The organism is Pseudomonas sp. S2_F03 (assembly GCF_054668335.1).
Genome location: NZ_CP162759.1, coordinates 3166754 through 3185352, shown reverse-complemented (window position 1 = coordinate 3185352; position 18599 = coordinate 3166754). Strand labels below are relative to the sequence as shown.

The window sequence follows — 18599 nt, the reverse complement described above, 5'->3', positions numbered from 1 at the left end:
CCTATGTGGTACGAAGGTTTTCTCGGCTTGTCGCCTTGGTCTCTGGTCGCAGTCACTCTGTTGATGACCCACGTCACGATTGTTGGCGTTACGGTCTATTTGCATCGTTATTCAGCCCATCGCTCGCTTGAGCTCAATGCCGGCCTGAAACATTTCTTCCGCTTCTGGTTGTGGCTGACCACTGCACAGAACACCCGCGAGTGGACGGCCATCCACCGCAAGCACCACGCCAAATGCGAAACCGTCGATGACCCGCACAGCCCGGTCATCAAGGGGCTTTCCACCGTTCTGCGCAAAGGTGCCGAGCTGTACCGCGCCGAAGCGGAAAACCCCGAGACCCTGCGCATCTACGGCAAGAACTGCCCCGAGGACTGGATCGAACGCAACCTCTACAGCCGTTATCCGCTGTTGGGTGTGGCGATCATGGGCGTCATCGACTTGCTGCTGTTCGGCACCATCGGCATCACCATCTGGGCCATCCAGATGATGTGGATCCCGGTGTGGGCCGCCGGTGTGGTCAACGGCCTTGGTCATGCCATCGGCTACCGCAACTTCGAATGCCGCGATGCGGCGACCAACCTGGTGCCTTGGGGCATCCTGATCGGCGGCGAAGAACTGCATAACAATCATCACACCTACCCTAACTCGGCAAAATTGTCAGTGAAGAAGTGGGAGTTCGACCTTGGTTGGGCCTGGATCCAGGTCTTCAGTTTCTTTCGTCTGGCCAAAGTCCAGCGTGTTGCACCGATCGCCCACCGGGTTGAAGGTAAAGGCAACCTGGACATGGACACCGCCATGGCGATCCTCAATAACCGCTTCCAGATCATGGCCCAGTACCGCAAATTGGTTATCGCGCCACTGGTCAAGCAAGAGCTGGAAAAGGTTGATCACTCGGTCCGCCATCAATTCCACCGCGCCAAGCGCCTGCTTTCGCGGGAAACCAGCTTGCTGGACGAAAAACACCACGTTCGCATCCAGACCATGCTCGAGCACAGCCAGGCGCTGAAGGTAATTTACGAGAAACGCCTGGCCTTGCAGCAGATCTGGGTCAAGACCAGCTCAAATGGTCATGACATGCTCGCTGCCATCAAGGACTGGGTGCATGAAGCCGAGGCCAGCGGCATTCAATCGCTGCGCGACTTTGCCGACCAGTTGAAAACCTATTCCCTGCGCCCTTCCGCTGCCTGATGCCGTTGATCGGTGCGCCCCCGCTCGCGGGCGCACCCTTCGGAACTTAGCTCTAAATCCCCTATCTCAAAGACACTTCGCCCCCCGGCGAGCTTCGCTGTAGCCGCTTTCGAACCTGGAGCGGCGCAGTACTTTGAGATTTGTCTCGATGGTCCATAAAAACCCGCACGACTCATCCTTTGCGCAATCGCCAGACACGGCTCAAACCCTGATGGCGCTGATGCATGCCCAAAGCGAAGTGGCGCGACTGAGCGAGCGCGAACAGCTGTTCAGCTCGCTGCTGGTGAGCGTCAATGCGGTGCTCTGGGCATTCAATTGGGAAACCCGTCAGGTGCTCTATGTCAGCCCGGCCTATGAGCGGATTTTCGGCCGCAGCGCCGGGAAATTGTTGTCCGACTGTAACGAATGGCGCGACAGCATTTACCCCGACGATCTGGATTATGCGCAGCAAAGCCTGGCCGAAGTACTGGTCAAAGGCGCCGTTGAAGATCGCGAATACCGCATCATCGATGCTGACGGACAGGTTCGCTGGCTCAGCGACAAATGCTTTATCAACCGCCAGGCCGAACCCGGGCAACCGGTCATCATCGTGGGCATTGCCGAAGACATCACCGAAAAAAAGCGGATGGACGCCGAGCTGCAACGTTTGGCCACCACCGACGTGCTGACGCAAAGCAGTAACCGCCGGCACTTCTTCGAATGCGCGCAACGAGAGTTTGCACTCGCACGCAAGCAAGGGACGCCGCTGGCGTTCCTGTTGCTGGACATCGATGATTTCAAAGTGGTCAACGACACATACGGTCATCCGAAAGGTGACACGGTGCTGCAACAGATCGCCGAAAGCGGGCGCGGGGCATTGCGCCGTGGGGATGTGTTCGGGCGAATTGGTGGCGAAGAATTCGCGGCGGTGTTCCCCGGCTGCGCGCCCGACACGGCCATGCAAGTGGCCGAACGTCTGCAACGGCAGATTCAACAATTGAGCTTCAGTCATGACGACCAGACGTTCGGCATCACCGTCAGCCAGGGCTTGACCAGCCTCACCGAAGCCGACGAAAGCCTCGACAGCCTGTTCTCACGGGCGGATGCGGCGATGTATGAGGCCAAGCGACAAGGCAAAAACCGGATTGTTTCCAGCTAGCAGGCCAATCACCAACCCCCTTAGTGTATGACTTACTTTTTGCGCAAACGCATCAGCTCCGGCAAGCCAATCTTGAGCAACCGCGCCGTGCGGCTCCTGGCTAGCGCCTCAATGCCCTCGTGCTCCGTCAGACGCGCCAATTGCGCCGCCATGTTCATCACTAGCGCTTCGCGAGAGTAAACCCCGCCACCGAGCTGATAGACCGCCGCAATCAGTTCTCGCAACTCCAGCGGCAGCCGCCAGCGAGTGCGCAGTGCCGAACCGTAGGCTGCACCGAACTCGGCGAGCGCATCACCCACCTCTTCCCACTCATCCAACTCACCCCCGGCCTGCTTCCATTCCTGCAAACACTTGAGCAATGCCAGGTCGCCAAGTCGATGCAACAAACCTGCGCAATAACAACGCTCTTGATCCAGATCCAGCAAGCGCGCCAGCGTCCGGGCGTATTCGGCGGTATGCAGCGACAGCTCCCAATAGCGCTCGGCATAATCCGCCAGGAACGGATCGCTCAGTCGGGCACTGCGCTTGAGGGTCAGCCCCAGAATGAGGTTCATGCTTTGCCCCGTCCCCAATCGGTGCAACGCTTGAGACAGGGTTTGAACCGCTGCCCCCAGATGATGGCCTGCGCTATTGGCGGCGGCGATCAATACCGCGGTGATCTGAGGGTCGGTACGGATTTCAGCTTCGAGTCGGGTCAGGTCCAGTCGCTGGGGGGTGAGGCTGCGCTTGACCGCCACTTGTACGTCAGTCATCAACGGTGCGCCATCCGCCAGCTCCCGACGACGCTCCAGGTACACCGACAACGTCATGCCTTGTGCCAGCACCGGTATCGCGCAGGACACTTCCTCACCGACATTCAGCAGCAACTCCTCCAGGCGGTGGGTCAGGTTTTCCATGTCCAGGGGTTTGGTCAAGTAAGCGGTGGGCGCCAGGGGCAAGGCTTCATGCACACTCGCGCTGTCATTGCGGCTGCTCATCAGAATGAAGGGCAGCAATGGATTGCGCTTGCGCTGGCGCACATTGCGCAACACATTCAGGCCATCGACGCCGGGTAACTCCCAGTCGACGATGACCAGGTCATACGGCACGTCCGCCAGCAGTTCCAACGCCTGCTGACCATCGGCGCACAGGTCCAGCCGCGCGTCGCAGCGCACATTCAGCAACACCTGTTTGAGCAAATCGCGAGACCAAGGGTCAGCCTCGGCAATCAACACTCTCGGTACGGCGGGCAAATCAACGGCACTCATGCAATACGCTCCCTCGCAATGCATGAACCTTAGTCAACACTGACGGCCCGATACATAACAAATGCACTCAATGTGTTTCAAGAGGCGTAAAAAAACCCGCCTAAGCGGGTTTTTTGTCGATCAGGTCACACAAGGTGATTACAGCTCGGAGAAGCACTCTTCGATGATCGCCAGACCTTTGTCCAGTTGCTCGTCCGGCGAAGTCAGCGGTACCAGGACGCGCAGAACGTTGCCGTAGGTGCCGCAGGACAGCAGGATCAGGCCCTTGTCGCGAGCCTTGGCCACAACCGACGCTACCGCAGCAGCATTTGGCTTGTGGCTGTCGCCGTTTTCAAACAGCTCAACAGCGATCATTGCACCCAGGGCGCGGACTTCACCGATAACCGGGTACTTGGCCTGGATGGCTTTCAAGCCAGTGACCAGACGCTCGCCGACAGCCTTGCAGCGGTCCAGCAGGTGTTCTTCTTCGAACACTTCCATCACGGCCAGGGCCGCAGCGCAAGCGATCGGGCTACCGGCGTAGGTGCCACCCAGGCCGCCTGGAGCGATGGCGTCCATGTATTCGGCCTTGCCGCATACACCCGCCAGCGGGAAGCCGCCTGCGATGGATTTGGCGAACGTGGTCAGGTCGGCAGCAACGCCCATCTGTTCCATGGCGAAGAAGGTGCCGGTACGGCCAGCGCCAGTCTGTACTTCGTCAGCGATCAGCAGGATGCCGTGCTGGTCGCACAGGGCACGCAGACGCTTCATGAATTCTTTAGGCGCAACGTAGAAACCACCTTCGCCCTGCACTGGCTCGATGATGATTGCAGCGATGTCACGCGGTTCAGCATCGTTCTTGAAAATGCGTTCGATGCTGGCGATCGAATCGTCGATGCTCACACCGTGCAGTTCGTTCGGGTACAGGGCGCGGAACACGCCGCCTGGCATCAGGCCCATGCCGGCGGAGTAAGGCACGACTTTACCGGTCAGGCCCAGGGTCATCATGGTGCGACCGTGGTAAGCGCCGGTGAAGGCGATCACGCCGGCACGGCCAGTGGCGGCACGGGCGATTTTCACGGCGTTTTCTACGGCTTCGGAACCCGTGGTCACCAGCAGGGTTTTCTTGTCGAAATCACCTGGAACCTTGGCGTTGATTTTTTCGCACACTTCTACGTACGGCTCGTAGGCCAGAACCTGGAAGCAAGTGTGGGTCAGCTTGTTCAGCTGCTCGGTTACGGCGGCGATGATTTTCGGGTGCACGTGACCGGTGTTCAACACAGCGATACCGCCGGCGAAGTCGATGAACTCACGACCTTCGACGTCGGTCACGGTAGCGTTCTTCGCGGACTCGGCGAAGATCGGGTGAATCTGGCCTACACCACGTGGAACAGCAGCGGTACGGCGGGCCATCAAAGAAGCGTTAGTCTTGCTCATACAGTCCTCATTCACCGCTCATCGGGCGGCGTGGTTCAAGGATTAAGTGGCGGGGAGCAACGGCAACAGCATGCGATGATCGACTGTCACTACGTTCCCGGCCACCGAGAATAATGCGATTTGAAACGCACAAAGGGTCAGCGCTCTCGTGCCCTTTGTGCTTGAAGCAATGCCTTGCCGGGCTTAGATGCCCAGGCAGAGGTATTTGATTTCCAGGTAATCTTCGATGCCGTACTTGGAGCCTTCACGGCCCAGGCCCGAGGCCTTGATGCCACCGAACGGCGCGACTTCGTTGGAGATCAACCCGGTGTTGACGCCGACCATGCCGTATTCCAGGGCTTCAGCCACACGGAACACACGGCCCAGGTCGCGAGCATAGAAGTACGAAGCCAGACCGAACTCGGTGTCGTTGGACATCGCGATCACTTCGGCTTCGTCTTTGAAGCGGAACAGCGGTGCCAATGGACCGAAGGTTTCTTCTTTGGCCACTGCAGCGTTTTTCGGCACGTTGGTCAGGATGGTCGGCTCGAAGAAGTTGCCTTCCATGACCTTGCCACCCGCCAAAACGGTTGCGCCTTTGCTGATTGCGTCAGCAATGTGCTCTTGTACCTTGGCCACGGCTTTTTCATCGATCAGCGGGCCAGTGGTGGTGCCGTCTTCCAGACCGTTGCCGATCTTGAGTTTGGCCACGGCCACTTTCAGCTTCTCGGCGAATGCGTCGTAGACCGAGTCCTGGATGTACAGACGGTTGGCGCAGACGCAGGTCTGGCCGTTGTTGCGGTATTTGGAAATGATCGCGCCTTCGACGGCCTTATCCAGGTCCGCGTCGTCAAACACGATGAACGGCGCGTTGCCGCCCAGTTCCAGGGACACTTTCTTGATGTCCTTGGCGCATTCAGCCATCAGCTGACGACCGATTTCGGTCGAGCCGGTGAAGGACAGTTTGCGTACGATCGGGTTGCTGGTCAGCTCGCTACCGATGTCGCCGGCGCTGCCGGAAACAACGCTGAACACACCGGCTGGAATGCCGGCACGCTGAGCCAGTTCAGCCAGAGCGAATGCGGAGAACGGGGTTTGCGAAGCAGGCTTGAGCACCATGGTGCAACCGGCAGCCAGTGCTGGGCCGGCTTTACGGGTGATCATCGCGGCCGGGAAGTTCCACGGGGTGATGGCAGCGGTCACGCCGATTGGCTGCTTGATCACGATCAGGCGCTTGTCTGGCTGGTGGCCAGGAATCACGTCACCGTAGATGCGCTTGGCTTCTTCAGCGAACCACTCGATAAAGGAAGCAGCGTAAACGATTTCGCCCTTGGCTTCGGCCAATGGCTTGCCCTGCTCGAGGGTCATCAGGCGAGCCAGGTCGTCCTGGTTTTCGATAATCAGCTCGAACCAGCGGCGCAGCTTGTTCGCGCGGTCCTTGGCGGTCAGAGCACGCCAGGCCGGCAGCGCTTTATCAGCGGCTTCGATTGCACGACGGGTCTCGGCAGCACCCATTTTCGGCACAGTGCCCAGAATTTCGCCCGTTGCCGGGTTGTTCACTTTGATCGTCTGACCACTGTCTGCGTCGACCCAAGCGCCATCGATAAAGGCTTGCTGGCGGAACAACTGGGTGTCTTTAAGCTGCATGTCGGCTTTCCTTAACAGCACCGCGGCAGGCGCGGAGCAAATTATGATTGTAGAAAGGCGCCCTTAGGCTGCCGTCAGGGAAATCATTCACTGGGCTGAAGCACATAAATAGCGCACCGATGGATATCGTGCGGTTCAGCACCCAGACAAGAGCGTTTGAAATCTCAAACGAATCCTAGGATCAAAGGGGGTAAAGGACAATAGCCTGTTCGAAAAAAAGAACGAAAACGCCGCATTTGCGTTATTTTTCGGATCAACGTAGCAAACGCACGTTACGCTTTCAAAAACCGCAAGCGATTCAGCAGCATGGACGCCCGCTACACATATGAGTATCATGGCGCCCGCTTGCACCAGTAGCTCAGCTGGATAGAGTACTGCCCTCCGAAGGCAGGGGTCGTGGGTTCGAATCCCGCCTGGTGCACCATACGTTGAAACGAGAAAGCCTCAGTCCTTAGGGTCTGGGGCTTTTTTGTGGGTGATGGTCTGCTATTCCTAATCCCTGGGCATCTTGGGCGGCGCATGCCTGAGGCATGTGATCATGCCCTGAAGCACAGGCAAATCAGCCTGCCAGGCCTACCGGGCGGCCTGTAAGCTCCCCAGAAGCGTTATGGCCAGGTCTTCGGCGAATCAGGCTCTTCGTTCGTCGCCCAATAACACGGCACGCTAAGGCGCGCTCAAGCGGCGTTTTGGACTAGCGCAAGCTATTCGTAAAGCCTTGATCGAGCATGAGGCCTGAGTCTTCATGCTTGAAGCAGATCACCTGGGTACGAACTTTTCTGCAGACAAAACAAAACCCCAACTGCTTTCGCAATTGGGGTTTCGGAATTTAATCTTGACGATGACCTACTCTCACATGGGGAAACCCCACACTACCATCGGCGATGCATCGTTTCACTGCTGAGTTCGGGATGGGATCAGGTGGTTCCAATGCTCTATGGTCGTCAAGAAATTCGGGTACCGAATCGTGGCCAGTCGGCCGCGCTTCAGCAAATTGGGTATGCGATAGTTTGGTGTTTTGTGAGTATCTCGAACTTTCGGTTCGTTGCGTCTTCACACACCGCAATCTGGCCTTTCGACGCAAATTGCTTGGGTGTTATATGGTCAAGCCTCACGGGCAATTAGTATTGGTTAGCTCAACGCCTCACAGCGCTTACACACCCAACCTATCAACGTCGTAGTCTTCGACGGCCCTTCAGGGGACTCAAGGTCCCAGTGAGATCTCATCTTGAGGCTAGTTTCCCGCTTAGATGCTTTCAGCGGTTATCTATTCCGAACATAGCTACCCGGCAATGCCACTGGCGTGACAACCGGAACACCAGAGGTTCGTCCACTCCGGTCCTCTCGTACTAGGAGCAGCCCCTCTCAAATCTCAAACGTCCACGGCAGATAGGGACCGAACTGTCTCACGACGTTCTAAACCCAGCTCGCGTACCACTTTAAATGGCGAACAGCCATACCCTTGGGACCGGCTTCAGCCCCAGGATGTGATGAGCCGACATCGAGGTGCCAAACACCGCCGTCGATATGAACTCTTGGGCGGTATCAGCCTGTTATCCCCGGAGTACCTTTTATCCGTTGAGCGATGGCCCTTCCATACAGAACCACCGGATCACTAAGACCTACTTTCGTACCTGCTCGACGTGTCTGTCTCGCAGTCAAGCGCGCTTTTGCCTTTATACTCTACGACCGATTTCCGACCGGTCTGAGCGCACCTTCGTACTCCTCCGTTACTCTTTAGGAGGAGACCGCCCCAGTCAAACTACCCACCATACACTGTCCTCGATCCGGATAACGGACCTGAGTTAGAACCTCAAAGTTGCCAGGGTGGTATTTCAAGGTTGGCTCCACGCGAACTGGCGTCCACGCTTCAAAGCCTCCCACCTATCCTACACAAGCAAATTCAAAGTCCAGTGCAAAGCTATAGTAAAGGTTCACGGGGTCTTTCCGTCTAGCCGCGGATACACTGCATCTTCACAGCGATTTCAATTTCACTGAGTCTCGGGTGGAGACAGCGCCGCCATCGTTACGCCATTCGTGCAGGTCGGAACTTACCCGACAAGGAATTTCGCTACCTTAGGACCGTTATAGTTACGGCCGCCGTTTACCGGGGCTTCGATCAAGAGCTTCGCGTTAGCTAACCCCATCAATTAACCTTCCGGCACCGGGCAGGCGTCACACCCTATACGTCCACTTTCGTGTTTGCAGAGTGCTGTGTTTTTAATAAACAGTCGCAGCGGCCTGGTATCTTCGACCGGCATGGGCTTACGCAGTAAATGCTTCACCCTCACCGGCGCACCTTCTCCCGAAGTTACGGTGCCATTTTGCCTAGTTCCTTCACCCGAGTTCTCTCAAGCGCCTTGGTATTCTCTACCCAACCACCTGTGTCGGTTTGGGGTACGGTTCCTGGTTACCTGAAGCTTAGAAGCTTTTCTTGGAAGCATGGCATCAACCACTTCGTGTACTAAAAGTACACTCGTCATCAGCTCTCGGCCTTAGAATCCCGGATTTACCTAAGATTCCAGCCTACCACCTTAAACTTGGACAACCAACGCCAAGCTGGCCTAGCCTTCTCCGTCCCTCCATCGCAATAACCAGAAGTACAGGAATATTAACCTGTTTTCCATCGACTACGCTTTTCAGCCTCGCCTTAGGGACCGACTAACCCTGCGTCGATTAACGTTGCGCAGGAAACCTTGGTCTTTCGGCGTGGGTGTTTTTCACACCCATTGTCGTTACTCATGTCAGCATTCGCACTTCTGATACCTCCAGCAAGCTTCTCAACTCACCTTCACAGGCTTACAGAACGCTCCTCTACCGCATCACCTAAGTGATACCCGTAGCTTCGGTGTATGGTTTGAGCCCCGTTACATCTTCCGCGCAGGCCGACTCGACTAGTGAGCTATTACGCTTTCTTTAAAGGGTGGCTGCTTCTAAGCCAACCTCCTAGCTGTCTAAGCCTTCCCACATCGTTTCCCACTTAACCATAACTTTGGGACCTTAGCTGACGGTCTGGGTTGTTTCCCTTTTCACGACGGACGTTAGCACCCGCCGTGTGTCTCCCATGCTCGGCACTTGTAGGTATTCGGAGTTTGCATCGGTTTGGTAAGTCGGGATGACCCCCTAGCCGAAACAGTGCTCTACCCCCTACAGTGATACATGAGGCGCTACCTAAATAGCTTTCGAGGAGAACCAGCTATCTCCGAGCTTGATTAGCCTTTCACTCCGATCCACAGGTCATCCGCTAACTTTTCAACGGTAGTCGGTTCGGTCCTCCAGTTAGTGTTACCCAACCTTCAACCTGCCCATGGATAGATCGCCCGGTTTCGGGTCTATTCCCAGCGACTAGACGCCCTATTAAGACTCGCTTTCGCTACGCCTCCCCTATTCGGTTAAGCTCGCCACTGAAAATAAGTCGCTGACCCATTATACAAAAGGTACGCAGTCACCTAACAAGTAGGCTCCCACTGCTTGTACGCATACGGTTTCAGGATCTATTTCACTCCCCTCTCCGGGGTTCTTTTCGCCTTTCCCTCACGGTACTAGTTCACTATCGGTCAGTCAGTAGTATTTAGCCTTGGAGGATGGTCCCCCCATATTCAGACAAAGTTTCTCGTGCTCCGTCCTACTCGATTTCATGACCAAGAGATTTTCGCGTACAGGGCTATCACCCACTATGGCCGCACTTTCCAGAGCGTTCCGCTAATCTCAAAGCCACTTAAGGGCTAGTCCCCGTTCGCTCGCCACTACTAAGGGAATCTCGGTTGATTTCTTTTCCTCAGGGTACTTAGATGTTTCAGTTCCCCTGGTTCGCCTCTTGCACCTATGTATTCAGTACAAGATAACCATCTTATGATGGCTGGGTTCCCCCATTCAGACATCTCCGGATCAAAGTCTGTTTGCCGACTCCCCGAAGCTTTTCGCAGGCTACCACGTCTTTCATCGCCTCTGACTGCCAAGGCATCCACCGTATGCGCTTCTTCACTTGACCATATAACCCCAAGCAATCTGGTTATACTGTGAAGACGACATTCGCCGAAAATTCGATAATACTCAATTAAGAGCAACTCACAAATTTTACCTTAGCCTGATCCGTTACCAGTGAAAGTAACGTTCAGTCTATCTTTCTATCACATACCCAAATTTTTAAAGAACGAACTAGTCAAAGACTAGAAATCAACATTCACCATCTCAACGATGGAATGCTCATTTCTAAGCTTTCAAACTTCAGAAGCAGTAGTGGTGGAGCCAAACGGGATCGAACCGTTGACCTCCTGCGTGCAAGGCAGGCGCTCTCCCAGCTGAGCTATGGCCCCGTATTTCTACAGGCGTTTCCCACACAAAATTGGTGGGTCTGGGCAGATTCGAACTGCCGACCTCACCCTTATCAGGGGTGCGCTCTAACCAACTGAGCTACAGACCCAATTTCGGGCTGCTTCTTTCGTCTTCTTCAATGAATCAAGCAATTCGTGTGGGAACTTATGGAGCAGCTGATGTCGTCGATTAAGGAGGTGATCCAGCCGCAGGTTCCCCTACGGCTACCTTGTTACGACTTCACCCCAGTCATGAATCACACCGTGGTAACCGTCCTCCCGAAGGTTAGACTAGCTACTTCTGGTGCAACCCACTCCCATGGTGTGACGGGCGGTGTGTACAAGGCCCGGGAACGTATTCACCGCGACATTCTGATTCGCGATTACTAGCGATTCCGACTTCACGCAGTCGAGTTGCAGACTGCGATCCGGACTACGATCGGTTTTCTGGGATTAGCTCCACCTCGCGGCTTGGCAACCCTCTGTACCGACCATTGTAGCACGTGTGTAGCCCAGGCCGTAAGGGCCATGATGACTTGACGTCATCCCCACCTTCCTCCGGTTTGTCACCGGCAGTCTCCTTAGAGTGCCCACCATAACGTGCTGGTAACTAAGGACAAGGGTTGCGCTCGTTACGGGACTTAACCCAACATCTCACGACACGAGCTGACGACAGCCATGCAGCACCTGTCTCAATGTTCCCGAAGGCACCGATCCATCTCTGGAAAGTTCATTGGATGTCAAGGCCTGGTAAGGTTCTTCGCGTTGCTTCGAATTAAACCACATGCTCCACCGCTTGTGCGGGCCCCCGTCAATTCATTTGAGTTTTAACCTTGCGGCCGTACTCCCCAGGCGGTCAACTTAATGCGTTAGCTGCGCCACTAAGAGCTCAAGGCTCCCAACGGCTAGTTGACATCGTTTACGGCGTGGACTACCAGGGTATCTAATCCTGTTTGCTCCCCACGCTTTCGCACCTCAGTGTCAGTATCAGTCCAGGTGGTCGCCTTCGCCACTGGTGTTCCTTCCTATATCTACGCATTTCACCGCTACACAGGAAATTCCACCACCCTCTACCATACTCTAGCTCGACAGTTTTGAATGCAGTTCCCAGGTTGAGCCCGGGGATTTCACATCCAACTTAACGAACCACCTACGCGCGCTTTACGCCCAGTAATTCCGATTAACGCTTGCACCCTCTGTATTACCGCGGCTGCTGGCACAGAGTTAGCCGGTGCTTATTCTGTCGGTAACGTCAAAATTGCAACGTATTAGGTTACAACCCTTCCTCCCAACTTAAAGTGCTTTACAATCCGAAGACCTTCTTCACACACGCGGCATGGCTGGATCAGGCTTTCGCCCATTGTCCAATATTCCCCACTGCTGCCTCCCGTAGGAGTCTGGACCGTGTCTCAGTTCCAGTGTGACTGATCATCCTCTCAGACCAGTTACGGATCGTCGCCTTGGTGAGCCATTACCTCACCAACTAGCTAATCCGACCTAGGCTCATCTGATAGCGCAAGGCCCGAAGGTCCCCTGCTTTCTCCCGTAGGACGTATGCGGTATTAGCGTCCGTTTCCGAACGTTATCCCCCACTACCAGGCAGATTCCTAGGCATTACTCACCCGTCCGCCGCTCTCAAGAGAAGCAAGCTTCTCTCTACCGCTCGACTTGCATGTGTTAGGCCTGCCGCCAGCGTTCAATCTGAGCCATGATCAAACTCTTCAGTTCAAACATCTTTGGGTTTTTAAGAAACCCTAAACTTGGCTCAGCAATCGTTGGTTACATCTTTGATTTCTCGCGGAGTAACTTGTGATGCTGATAATCTTGTTGACTATCAGTCTGACTCCACAAGCACCCACACGAATTGCTTGATTCAGTTGTTAAAGAGCGGTTGGTTAAGATCTTTCGTCTCAACCGAGGCGCGCATTCTACAGCAGCCTCTGTTGCTGTCAAGCGGTTATTTTCAGAAGTTTTCAAAGTTTCGCTTGGAAATCTTTAACAACTTCAACCACTTGCGCTTCCGATCACTCGGTAGCGGGAGGCGAATTCTACAGTGATTCAATATTGCGTCAAGCCTCTTTTGAAACTTTCTTCACTACTTCAAACGTTTGTACATTAAGGACCTTTCCAGCCCTGCTTCAGCAAGGCTGCATCACTTGAAACGGCAGCCCTCCCAACCCGCTTTCGACTGGCGATCCCTACTCGGTCGTCCAGTCAAGATCGTCGTCCCACTCCTCATCATCCTCAAAGTCTTCCTCATCAACCTCCTCTTCTTCTGGATGGTTAAGGAGAAAGTCCTTACGGCTCTCAGTAATTGCCCGCCTTAGTTCCTCCCCCTTTACGGGGCAGTTGAGCATTTGGGCGATGCGATCGATTTTTTTCGCCACGGCTTCCTCCAACGCATCGGCTATGGCCCGATATTGCGCGCTTTCGGGCCTTGATGCCAAATGGCTGACCACCTGGCAACTCAGTTTTTGCGTAAATCTCCGAGTCGCCCGACGAGGTTTTCGGTTGGGAAGCGAAGATGCAATGCCTTTAACAAAGCATCTGCCGCCTGGGGCTGGCCGGCATCCTGCAGGCGAATCACCTCGCGCAATTGTTCATCCAGCTGATTCGGTGGCACCGCAGTACGTTTGCTGACTTTTGATTCCTCAGCCATTCCGGCGTTGATCGATTCGCTCTGCGCGGGCACAGCAATATCCGCCATCGGCGCAGGGGCCGCCAACGCGCGAGCAGCGGGCGCCGCCTCTTTTTTGGCAACCGGCGCGGACATTTTGGGCGCAGGGGCGAAGTCATAGTTCGGCGCTTGCTCCGGCGTACGTTGCACCAATGCCACCATCAAGGCGACACCCACCAGGCTGGCAAACGCCACCTGCCAGCGAGGCTTCTGGCAAACCTGAACCCAACGTTGCCAGACGCTTGGCTTCGGCATCGGGGTTTCCCTGTGGGCCACGCCAAGGATCAATGAATCCAGATGAGCCGACGGTTCACCCGCCGCATGTTCACGGTAGTGCTTCACCACTTCGTCTTCCGGTGTAGTACGGGCGTCAGTCATGTCAGTACCTCCTCGGCCAGCAGCCGACGCAGTTTTTGCTGGGCGTAGCGCAAACGGCTTTTGACCGTTTCCAGCGGTGTTGCGGTGAGTGTGGCGATCTGCGGCAGGTCGAGATCGCCATGTGTACGCAGCAGGAAGACCTCACGCTGGTCAGCAGGCAGATTTTGCAGGGCCGTTTCAAGACGCTGGCTGTCGCGGCTCAGGCTCAACAGAAGCTCCGGATCGGTCGCCTCATCAATTAAGGCGTGTGCCTGTTCGTCATAGCTGTCGTGCAACGGATGGTGGATACCGTGTTTGCGCCAGTGATCGATCAGTCGGTTGCGGGCGATCTGATAAAGCCACGTACGAAAATTCGCCCGACCTTGTGGCTGACTGGTGCTGCGTATCAGGCTCAGCCAGGTTTCCTGATAAACCTCTTCGGCCAATTCGGTTTTACCGCTGAGGCCGAGCAGGAACCGGTAAAGTCCCTGCCGATGACGGGCGTATAAAATCTCGAACGCCGGCCCTTCGCCTCTGCGATATCGGGCCAGCAGCGCTTCATCGCTCGGTTCCGGCGCTGACATGTCAGTTGTAGCCTCCTTTAAGTGGCTCGCTGTTCAATGCCGTAGTGGTACGCAGGCTTTGCGCCAGCTCCACCAATTGCACGAACTCTGCACGCAGTCCGAATGGGTCCTCACCCCGCGCACCGCGAGCCAGCGCTTGCGTGTCCTTCAAACTGAAATCACCGGTGTACCGTCCATCCTTGAGTTGCTGGGAAAATGCCGCCACGGCCGCCGCAAATCTCAGGTCATCGCTGGCTTTGGCCGTTTGACTGTTAATGATAGGCCGCTCGATCAAACGACTATTCCCACCCTCCGGTAGCTGATACCGCACTCGTAACATCGCCAGTTCTACGGTATTCGCCGAAACAACTGACTCAGGCTGGCCATAACGCAGCGGCTCCAGCCAGCCTTTCTCGCCTTTGGGTACGATTTCATACAGCGCCGTTACCGTGTGTCCTGCACCGATTTCGCCTGCATCGACTTTGTCGTTGCTGAAGTCCTCACGCTTCAACGCCCGATTTTCATACCCCAACAACCGATATTCGCTCACCTGCGCCGGATTGAATTCCACTTGCAGCTTGACGTTCTTCGCCACGACCGCAAGGGTCGAGCCCAGCTGATCGACCAACACCTTGCGCGCTTCACGCAAGTTGTCGATGTAGGCGTAGTTACCATCGCCGGCGTCGGCCAGTTGTTCCATCAGGTGTTCATTGTAGTTATCCACCCAAAACCCAAGGTCGTCAGAGAGACGCCGGACTTGCGTTTATCCACCGCCATTTGTTTGAGGCTGTCGAAGTCGCTGATGCCGACATTGAAGTCACCGTCGGTGGCCAGCAGGATGCGGTTGATTCCTTTGGGGATAAACGCTTGTTGTGCCATTTGATAGGCCAACTCGATGCCCGACGCTCCAGCGGTCGAGCCGCCGGCGGTCAATTGATCGATAGCTGTACGAATTTTCGCCTTTTCGCGTCCGGAAGTCGGCTCCAGCACCACGCGCGAATCACCGGCATAGACCACCAATGAAACCCGGTCCTGCTCGCGTAATTGATCGACCAGCAATTTCAGGGTGCTTTTGACCAGCGGCAATCCTTCACGACGGTCCATTGAACCGGAGACGTCCACCAGAAACACCAGGTTCGCCGGGGCCAGTTCCGCCACCGCGCGGTCCGACGCCTTGATACCGATTCGCAGCAGTCGGGTATGCGGGTTCCATGGCGACGGCGCCAGCTCAGTGGTCACCCCAAACGGTGAGCCATCAGTGGGTTGGGCGTAGTCATAGGGAAAATAATTGACCATTTCCTCCAGCCGTACCGCGCCTTCGGGGGGCAATCGCCCCTGATTCAACAAACGCCGGACGTTGGCGTAAGCGCCGGTATCCACATCAGCACTGAAAGTCGAGACCGGTGCCTCGGTCACGCTGTGGATGGGGTTGTCCGCCAGCGCCTGGTATTGCTCTCGCTGTTCATCCCGATACCCGGGCGGGAACGACTCAGGTGCAAAACTCGCAACCGGCGCCGGGCGAACGCTGCGCTTGGCCATTGACGCATCCGCCATGCCCACCTCGCTGCGCACCAACTCTTCAAGCTTTACCTCGCTTTGAGCCGGTGGCGACACGTGCGCGGAATCAGGTGTGGAGGAAACGCCGCAACCGGCAACAGCCAATAGCAATCCGCTGGCGAATCCCAGGGCTGCCGGGCGAAGGTAAAGCAGAGGGAGGGACATGGGGGCTGACCTCAGGAAGAATTTGATCCATTCATCCTCTGAGACGAGCCCCCTTTCAGGTTCGGGTTAAACCGGCTGAAAATTAAACTCAGCGGTGATAACGACGTACCACGCTGCTGTTTTTCAGCACATGACCTTTGATCTTTTCCAGCAGTTGCGCGCGCGTAAGCCCGGCGGGCAGGGCCTCTGGAGCAAGGTCCAGTGCGTACAGCTGAATTATGTAGTGATGTGCACTGTCGCCAACCGGCGGGCAAGGCCCGACATAACCGGTGGTGCCTTTGCTGTTGGTGCCACCGACGCCTTCGAGTGCCGACTTTGCCCCGACACCGGCGGGGATCTGGTGAGTGGTGGCCTTGATGCCGTAATGCACCCAATGATCAGCACCCTGCCCCTTCTGCCCATCGGGGTCGTGCATGACCACGGCATAACTCAAGGTACCCTTCGGCCCGTCGTTCCAGTTCAATGCCGGTGACGCGTTGTGTCCGCCACAACCCGGAGCATCGCTGGCCGCGGCCGAGGTAAACAGCCGGTCATCCGTGACACCTGGAATGTTCAGGGTGAAACGTTCTTGGGCTTGCGCCGGAAATTGCACACAAATGGCGACTGCAATGGCCGCCAGCCAAGGGTTCAGAGAGGTCAATCGGGTCATTCCGGAGCACCTTGTGGGGTAGGGCCGTCGTCGGCTTGCGAACTATAGCTGTACCGTTCGTGCGGTGGCAGTGGGAATTGGCTGAACCTCGCATTACGCACCAAACTCTTAAGTGAAACGTCTGTCTGGAGAGCCGTCATGGCACTGCATCGTGTCGCCCGTTTCGCCGATGTGTCTGAAAACCGGGGCCTCGAAGTCCAGATTGAAGACACCAAAATTGTTTTGCTGCGGGTGGGCGATCAATTACGCGCCTATCAGGGTGAGTGCCCGCATGCCGGGGCACCGCTGGCGGAAGGTGCGCTGTGCCACGGACGTTTGATCTGCCCGTGGCACAAAGCGGCGTATCGAATCGAGGACGGGGCGTTGTGCGAGCCGCCGGCTCTGGACAGCCTCAAGCGTTATCCGTTGGAAATACGCGATGGCGACATCTGGGTCGATGACCAGCCGTTTGCCGATGCACACACTCCACCGGCAGACGACGAGCGCACGTTTGTGATCATCGGTGCCGGGGCGGCCGGTACGGCGTGTGCGGCGGCGTTACGCGAAAAGGGCTTCGGTGGCCTAGTGCTGCTGATCGACCGTGAAGCCGACGCCGGCTACGACCGCACCGTCCTGAGCAAATTTGTCATTGCCGGGCAGATGCCACTCGAAGAAGTCCCGCCGCTGCGCGATGACGCGTTTTATCGCGAACAGCGGATCGAACGCATGACCGGTGAAGTCGCCAGCCTGGATTCGTCGAATAAAACCGTGCGGCTAACCAATGGTCGATCGCTCAACTATGACGCGGCACTGCTTGCCACCGGCGGCAAGCCCAATCAACTCACGCTGCCTGGCGCCGATTTGCCGCAGGTGTTCGTACTGCGTTCAAAGATCAGGCAAGCCAGATTCTGCAAGTGGCGAAACCTGGCCAGCGAGTGGTGATCATCGGTGACAGTTTTATTGCACTGGAGTCCGCCTCAGCCCTGCGGGAGCTCGGGTTGGACGTCACGATCCTGGCCCGGCATGCCATTCCCTTTGCCGCACAATTGGGCGAAGCCGTCGGCAACGCCATTCGCGCCCTGCATGAAAGCAACGGCGTGGTGTTTCACACCGATGGCGAAGCCTTCTATATAGAAGGCACGGACCACGTAGAGGCGGTGTGCCTGGACAACGGTCAACGCTTGCCGGCGGATCTGGTACTGGCCGGCATCGGCGTCAGCCCCGCAACCGAGCCGTTTACCGATTTACCCAAGGAAAAAGACCGGTCGTTGAAGGTCGACGGCGGCATGCGCGTCACCGACGGGTTGTGGGCGGTAGGTGATATCGCGACGTTCCCGCTCAACGGCCAGCCTCAGCGCATCGAGCATTGGCGTCTGGCCCAGCAACAGGCGCGGATCGCCGCCGCGAATATGCTGGGCGCTGACGAGCATTACCTCGACGTGCCGTATTTCTGGACCTGGCACTTCGGTAAAAACTACGACTACCTCGGCCACGCCGAAGCCTGGGACGAGGTCGAGTTCAAGGGGGATCCGAACCATCCACCCTTTATCGGCTTGTTCGGCAAAAACGGCGTGGTGGCTGCCGCAGTTGCCTGCGATGAAGAACGGGCGATGGCGCTGCTGGCCGAACGCATGAAACAGCCACTGTCGGTGGACGAGGCGTGGCAGTTGATTCGGGACATTGGGTAGCGGGCACACACCCGACAGCAAAACGCCCGACCTGCGGGA

The 18599-nt window shown here is 56.4% G+C and carries 9 protein-coding genes, 3 tRNA genes, 3 rRNA genes and 2 pseudogenes; 4 read left to right on the top strand and 13 right to left on the bottom strand.

Features of this window, described 5'->3' with window-relative positions:
• Positions 1 to 3 precede the first annotated feature (3 nt).
• Positions 4 to 1188, top strand: a complete 1185-nt coding sequence (gene desA, locus AB4N76_RS14950) for a delta-9 fatty acid desaturase DesA (RefSeq protein ID WP_046031360.1) — start codon at positions 4 to 6, stop codon at positions 1186 to 1188.
• Between the two features lie 148 nt (positions 1189 to 1336).
• Positions 1337 to 2326, top strand: coding sequence for a GGDEF domain-containing protein (locus AB4N76_RS14945; protein ID WP_046031361.1), 990 nt, complete (start codon positions 1337 to 1339; stop codon positions 2324 to 2326).
• A 32-nt stretch (positions 2327 to 2358) separates the two neighbouring features.
• On the opposite strand, the gene AB4N76_RS14940 is transcribed toward AB4N76_RS14945, so the two are convergent.
• The 3 genes from AB4N76_RS14940 to gabD all read right to left on the bottom strand — a co-directional run bounded on the left by AB4N76_RS14940 (position 2359) and on the right by gabD (position 6615).
• Entirely contained in the window at positions 2359 to 3573 is a 1215-nt protein-coding gene (locus AB4N76_RS14940; RefSeq protein WP_223523106.1) for a response regulator, read from the bottom strand.
• A gap of 138 nt (positions 3574 to 3711) precedes the next feature.
• Positions 3712 to 4989: a 4-aminobutyrate--2-oxoglutarate transaminase gene (gene gabT, locus AB4N76_RS14935; protein ID WP_046031363.1), complete on the bottom strand. Its 1278-nt coding sequence runs from the start codon at positions 4987 to 4989 to the stop codon at positions 3712 to 3714.
• A 183-nt stretch (positions 4990 to 5172) separates the two neighbouring features.
• Positions 5173 to 6615, bottom strand: coding sequence for an NADP-dependent succinate-semialdehyde dehydrogenase (gene gabD, locus AB4N76_RS14930; protein WP_046031364.1), 1443 nt, complete (start codon positions 6613 to 6615; stop codon positions 5173 to 5175).
• 347 nt (positions 6616 to 6962) lie between these two features.
• Here gabD and AB4N76_RS14925 point away from each other — a divergent pair.
• Positions 6963 to 7039: transfer RNA gene (locus tag AB4N76_RS14925), tRNA-Arg, on the top strand.
• 406 nt (positions 7040 to 7445) lie between these two features.
• Here the strand turns inward: AB4N76_RS14925 and rrf are convergent.
• The 10 genes and pseudogenes from rrf to AB4N76_RS14875 all read right to left on the bottom strand — a co-directional run bounded on the left by rrf (position 7446) and on the right by AB4N76_RS14875 (position 16893).
• Positions 7446 to 7561, bottom strand: a 5S ribosomal RNA gene (gene rrf / locus AB4N76_RS14920).
• 151 nt (positions 7562 to 7712) lie between these two features.
• Positions 7713 to 10603: ribosomal RNA gene (locus AB4N76_RS14915) — 23S ribosomal RNA — on the bottom strand.
• Between the two features lie 249 nt (positions 10604 to 10852).
• Positions 10853 to 10928, bottom strand: a tRNA-Ala gene (locus AB4N76_RS14910).
• Between the two features lie 30 nt (positions 10929 to 10958).
• A tRNA-Ile gene (locus AB4N76_RS14905) sits at positions 10959 to 11035 on the bottom strand.
• Between the two features lie 81 nt (positions 11036 to 11116).
• Positions 11117 to 12653, bottom strand: a 16S ribosomal RNA gene (locus tag AB4N76_RS14900).
• The 16S, 23S and 5S rRNA genes sit together here with 2 tRNA genes alongside, the layout of an rRNA operon.
• A gap of 470 nt (positions 12654 to 13123) precedes the next feature.
• Positions 13124 to 13372: a hypothetical protein gene (locus AB4N76_RS14895; RefSeq protein ID WP_046033231.1), complete on the bottom strand. Its 249-nt coding sequence runs from the start codon at positions 13370 to 13372 to the stop codon at positions 13124 to 13126.
• A gap of 20 nt (positions 13373 to 13392) precedes the next feature.
• On the bottom strand, positions 13393 to 13980 hold the full coding sequence (locus tag AB4N76_RS14890) for a hypothetical protein (protein WP_046033230.1): 588 nt from the start codon (positions 13978 to 13980) through the stop codon (positions 13393 to 13395).
• Positions 13977 to 14543, bottom strand: coding sequence for an RNA polymerase sigma factor (locus AB4N76_RS14885; protein ID WP_046033229.1), 567 nt, complete (start codon positions 14541 to 14543; stop codon positions 13977 to 13979). The genes AB4N76_RS14890 and AB4N76_RS14885 overlap by 4 nt, the downstream gene beginning before the upstream one ends.
• Before the next feature lies 1 nt (position 14544).
• A pseudogene (locus AB4N76_RS14880) lies at positions 14545 to 16244 on the bottom strand (vWA domain-containing protein).
• A gap of 88 nt (positions 16245 to 16332) precedes the next feature.
• Positions 16333 to 16893, bottom strand: a complete 561-nt coding sequence (locus AB4N76_RS14875) for a YbhB/YbcL family Raf kinase inhibitor-like protein (protein WP_046033227.1) — start codon at positions 16891 to 16893, stop codon at positions 16333 to 16335.
• 138 nt (positions 16894 to 17031) lie between these two features.
• On the opposite strand from AB4N76_RS14875, the pseudogene AB4N76_RS14870 reads away from it, so the two are divergent.
• A pseudogene (locus AB4N76_RS14870) lies at positions 17032 to 18560 on the top strand (FAD-dependent oxidoreductase).
• Positions 18561 to 18599: the final 39 nt, after the last annotated feature.